Raw genomic sequence first — 4,706 nt, 5'->3', positions numbered from 1 at the left:
CACCTCGAACAGACGGTCGCCGCGCTGGCCCAGGCGCTGCCCGAGCTTCCCGTGACGGGCTCGGCCACGCGTCTGCGCGAACGGCTCGCGAGCGATCTCGCCGCGATCGGCGCGACGGCCGCCAATATCAACCTGCGGCCGGACCAGCGCGGCCTCGCCGTGCGCGACGGCTTCGCGCGCGCCGCGCGCACCGCCCGCGTGCTGGCGCGCTACCTCGATCGCGACCACCTCAATCACGGCGCGGGCACGGGCGGCACGACGGCCCGCGAGTGCGCCACGTCGTATTTCCTGATCGCCGGCCTGATGACGGAGCTCAAGCGCACCCACCTGAGCGCGGCGGCGCCGGACTTGATGGCGCATTACGCCGAGCGCGAGGCGGCCCGGCTCGAACGCGTCGCGCCCGGCATCGGCCAGGGCGTGTCGGGGCCGAACGTCGCGACCAACACCGGCGCGAGCCTCGAGTATTCGGTCGGCGTCGGCAACGTGGGCGGCAGCGCATCCGCCGGCCGGACCTTCTTCTCCGACGACGACCGCGACATCGATTTCTGGGAGTCGTATACCGTCGCGCTGCAGGGCGGCGCGGGCACCAGCCTCGCGAACTGGGCCGCCAAGCTGAACGGCCAGGCCGCGTATGCCGCGGGCGGCACCTACTTCGAGCACGACGACCTGCGCGAACTCGTGAAGCTGGTCGCCAACATGGATGCGAACCGCGCGTGGATCACCGGCTCCGGCCCGAAGACGCGCAAGCTCGTGCACGGCTGGGAACACGTCAAGGACGCGATTTCGCACGGCGTCAACCGCAACTACGCGCAGGCGCCGGAACGGCCGTATTTCCTGAACGACCGGAAGCTCGCCAAGGGCTTCAACGGCGTGAAGGTCGCGATGCTGGCGATGATGCTCGACGAGGCGCAGCAAGCCCGCGGCGGCCAGCCGATCTTCGACGCGATCGTCTCGCAGGCCTACCCCGCCGCCGGCGACGTGCTGCGCCAGCGCCTGGCGGCCCGGCAACCGCTGCCGCCCTCGACGCGCCGCGACGTGCCCGATTCGGTCGCCTACGCCGATCGCAGCGTGGCGTTCCGCGAGGCGACGCTCGCCGTCGACGCCAGCCTCGGCCGCGCCACCAGCGGCAACCCGAACCTCGGCGCGGGCGGCAATTTCGACCTGCTCGCGCGCGGCGACCTGCTGCAGTTCTTCACCGAGACGGCCAACGCGCCGCACCAGATCCTCGATCCGGCGCATCACAAGGATCTGAAGGCGACGCTGGCGATCCACCAGCAGCTCGACGCGTCGTACACCGGCGCGCCGCCGCCCACGCTGCGCCTCTACGACCTGATGCGCGCCCGCCTGCAGGGCGCCGAAGGCCCGCTGCCGCCGCTCGACGCGGGCGTCGCCGCGCTGTATGGCGAGGCCGCATCGATCCCGGCGCAGTTCCGCAACGCGATCGCCCATCCCGCGATCGGGCAGTTGGATCAGGCCGGCGCGGAGGCCGAAGGCCTCAAGCACCTGTACCTGAACTTCATCGAGGAAGCCGCCACGCTGCTCGCGCGCAGCGACCGTGCGCTGCCCAAGGCGGCGCGCGAGCAGTTGGACACGCTGCGCGCCGAGGCCTTCGAGCGCGTCAACACGGAAGTCTGGCACGGCGGCTACGCGCGCGCCGACGCGCTCGCCAATCCGGAAAAATTCGTCGCGGCCAGCCAGGCGAGCATCAGCCTCGCGCTCGGCGCGGTCGGCACACATCTCGGCATCGCGAAGGAACGCCTCTCGCACGGCGATACCGAGCATGCGCATGCCGCGCGGCAGGCCGACCGCAGCTACGCGGAAGCGCGCGAGCTGCTCGACCGCCTCTACCTGCCGATGAAGAAGCACGACGTGCAGAAGGGCGGCCCGCTCAAGGAGCAGGCGCTGTGGCAGCGCTGGGACGTGCTGGTGCGCGGCACCGCCTCGGGCGGCGCGCAAGCGAACGCGCTCGGCGCGCTGCTCGGCCATTGGCAGAAGTCGCTCGGGCCGGTCAGCATCGCCAACGACGCGGGTGGCATGACGCTCAGCGCCGAAGCGAAATTCCTCTACGCCGACCACCAGATCAACCCGAGCCGGGTCGGCAAGTTCTGGCAGATCACGCTGACCGCGAACGCGGGCAAGCCGCTGGCGGGCGTGGCGTTGCAGGCGGCGGTGCGCGCCGCGGTGGGCCGGCTCAACGAGGCGCTCGCCACCGACCAGCCGAAGATCGACAGCGCCGAGATCGCGCGGCAGATGCAGGGGCTCGTGTTCGACGCGTCCGAAGGCAGCTCGATCGTGATGAAGTTCCGGCAGCCGCCGGGGCTCGGCATCGGCTCGACGCATCTGCAATATGTGCGCGTGCTCAACAACCAGAACGCCGGCCTCAACCTCTCGGTGACGGTGCCGACCCACGTCGGCCTGTTCACGCCGGGCATCTCGCATACCGATTCCGCGCAGGGCTTCGAGGGCGAGATCATGGGCTCGGACCTCAGCTACCTGATGCTGCAGCATCCGAAGCTCGCCGCGCTGCTCGACCATCCGGACGCCGCCACGCCCGAGGGGCTGGCCGCGCTGTTCGACGCGAATCCGCGCGTGCGCAACGGCTATTTCGCCACCGCCTCGACGATCGTCGACACCGTGCAGCGCTACGCCGACTTCCTCGGCGCCAAGGCGCAGGCCGCACAGGGCGGCACGCCGGTCGCGGATGCCCCGAAGACCAACGAGTTCTTCCGGTATTACGCGTCGGCGCCGTTCCAGCGCGTGGCCGAAACGGCGCGGCAGGTACAGCGGCACGCGCCCGGCTCGACGGCCGCCGCGGCGCCGGCGGCCGGGGCCGCATCGCTGGCCGACGAGGTGAGCCTGGCCGGCGTCGATCTGGCGGCCGCGAAGGCGCGGCTCGAGGGCGCGCGTACGATCCGCGAGCGCACCGCCTACCTGTGCGGCGAAGGCCGGCCGCTGCTGGACGCCTTCGCGGCCATCGTCGGCAGGACGCGCGAGATCAACGCGAGCGCGATGTTTCATGCCGAGTCGCGCGACATCGGCTTTCAGACGGTGTTGCGCGACTCGCCGCGCAGTTGATGCCAGCGCGGCGAGGCCGCAGCACGCGGCCTCGCTCGAGAGCGCCGACGCCCGATTCCGTTGGGTCGGCCTGGAGAGGCGGCGGCCGGATCGACGGGCGCCTGCCGAGGTGCGAAGCGACCTTCGGCGCGGCCGGCGGCCAGCGGCTACCCCGCCGCCTCGCGTTCAAACGGCAGGTTCCGTGGTTTCGCCCGCCATGGTGCCGGCGGTTCGGCAGAACGCCGGGATGCCGTCAGGCGATGCTGGTGATCAGCCGGCAGCCGCAATTCGCCTGATGGCCGTTACGCGCGCACGGCACACCGTGATCGGTGATCGCGGCGTCGCCCTGGGCGATCGCGTTCGGATGAACGTCCGGGTGACGCTGGCACTTGACCGCGTCGCCCAGGCGCGCCACCGGCCGGCCGCCGTAGCGCATGTCGGTGGAGGCGGCCAGCACCTCGCCGCCATGTTCGAGCGTGTCGCCGAGCCGGATCAGGTCGATCATGACGCGTTGAACACCTGGCTGCACGGCAGCTTCGGGCCGCCGTCGATGCTCAGGTCGAAGTACGGCTTGCGGTCGAAATGCTGCGCGTCGGCATCGGGATCGGGGATCGCGCGGGTGCGCTGAAACACCAGCGTCTTGCCGCTTTGCAGGCGGATCGACATGGACGCCCCGGACGCATCGAAACTCGGCGCGCCCCACGACGCCTCGATCTTGCCGCCCGTTCCATGCGACAGGTAGATCGACAGCACGTGATCCCACTGCGCGCGCGGCACGGCCTTCATTTGATCGTTGTCGGCCTGCGGCATGCCGACGTTGAGGTTCAGCGTCTTGCCGCCGGGCGCCTTGCAGGCGAACGACTGATTGCCGCCGAAGCGGCTCTGGAACGCGCCGAACGGATCCTGCGCGCCCTGATCGGCCGCCGCCACACCCGCCATGCCGCCCAGCAGCAGCGCCAGCCCGGCCGCCGCGCATGTCATCGACTTCATTTGATCCACACTCCTATGACCTTTCTGCCCTTCCCGATCAGGGTGGGCTTTTCGTTCTTGCGCATGACGCGGCTGTTCGGGCTGATGTAGTCGCTCGCGAACTGATGCCCCGGCAGCACGATTTCGGCGTGCCCGTGCTTGGTGCCGTCGGTGGTGTCGTAGACGATCACCGCGCCTTCGGGCGCATCGTACGGGCTCGCGATGTGATAGGCCGGATCGGACAGCACGTTCCGGAATCCTGCCTTTTTCAGATCGTTGCCGGCGTCCTTGGCTTCGGCGCTGGCCGGATAGAAATCCACCATGCCCGAAGCCTGGAGCGCAATCTTCACATACTTCCAGCATTCGCCGGTGGAGACGTTGGGCGGCTTGCTGACGCCGTAGATCGGCTGACCATGCTTGGCCTTCTGCACCGCGCCCGGCCCGCTGAAGCTCGCCTGCTTCTTGCCGTATTTCGCGTCGGCGCGCGCGATCTCGTACATCTTCTGCTTCGGATCGCCGGACGGCGGCGCGACGTCGGCGGCCTGCGCCACGGCCACCGGGTGACCGTTGTCGTTGCGGGCCATCTTGACGGGGGCCGGGGCCGGCGGCTTCGCAGCCGGCGCGGACGATGCAGCCGGGGCCGGGGCCGGAGCGGGTTTGGCGGCGGAGGCCGCCGGCGCACT

General features: G+C 70.5%; 3 protein-coding genes and 1 pseudogene. 1 reads left to right on the top strand and 3 read right to left on the bottom strand.

From position 1 onward, the window contains the following. A partial coding sequence (locus G3N92_RS30985) for a type III effector protein (RefSeq protein WP_206131358.1) occupies positions 1-3,075 on the top strand: 3,075 nt, incomplete at its 5' end. A 232-nt stretch (positions 3,076-3,307) separates the two neighbouring features. Here the strand turns inward: G3N92_RS30985 and G3N92_RS30980 are convergent. The 3 genes and pseudogenes from G3N92_RS30980 to G3N92_RS30970 form a co-directional block, all read right to left on the bottom strand. Next, positions 3,308-3,559, bottom strand: coding sequence for a PAAR domain-containing protein (locus tag G3N92_RS30980; protein ID WP_206131357.1), 252 nt, complete (start codon positions 3,557-3,559; stop codon positions 3,308-3,310). Continuing rightward, positions 3,556-4,044, bottom strand: a complete 489-nt coding sequence (locus tag G3N92_RS30975; protein ID WP_206131356.1) for a hypothetical protein — start codon at positions 4,042-4,044, stop codon at positions 3,556-3,558. Before G3N92_RS30975 ends, G3N92_RS30980 begins: the two co-directional genes overlap by 4 nt. Then, positions 4,041-4,706: pseudogene (locus G3N92_RS30970) on the bottom strand (hypothetical protein); the annotation flags it as partial. The pseudogene G3N92_RS30970 and the gene G3N92_RS30975, both read right to left, overlap by 4 nt.

Origin of the sequence: Burkholderia sp. Ac-20379, assembly GCF_017104645.1 — a bacterium.
In the GTDB taxonomy this organism is placed as follows: domain Bacteria; phylum Pseudomonadota; class Gammaproteobacteria; order Burkholderiales; family Burkholderiaceae; genus Burkholderia.
Note: the sequence above shows the minus strand (reverse complement) of the source record. Positions and strands in the feature narration are given on the sequence as shown.

What these genes read in the sequence shown, in the direction of transcription:
- G3N92_RS30980 (WP_206131357.1), bottom strand. Translation starts at nt 3,559, where the DNA reads ATGATCGACCTGATCCGGCTCGGCGACACGCTCGAACATGGCGGCGAG.
- G3N92_RS30975 (WP_206131356.1), bottom strand. Translation starts at nt 4,044, where the DNA reads ATGAAGTCGATGACATGCGCGGCGGCCGGGCTGGCGCTGCTGCTGGGC.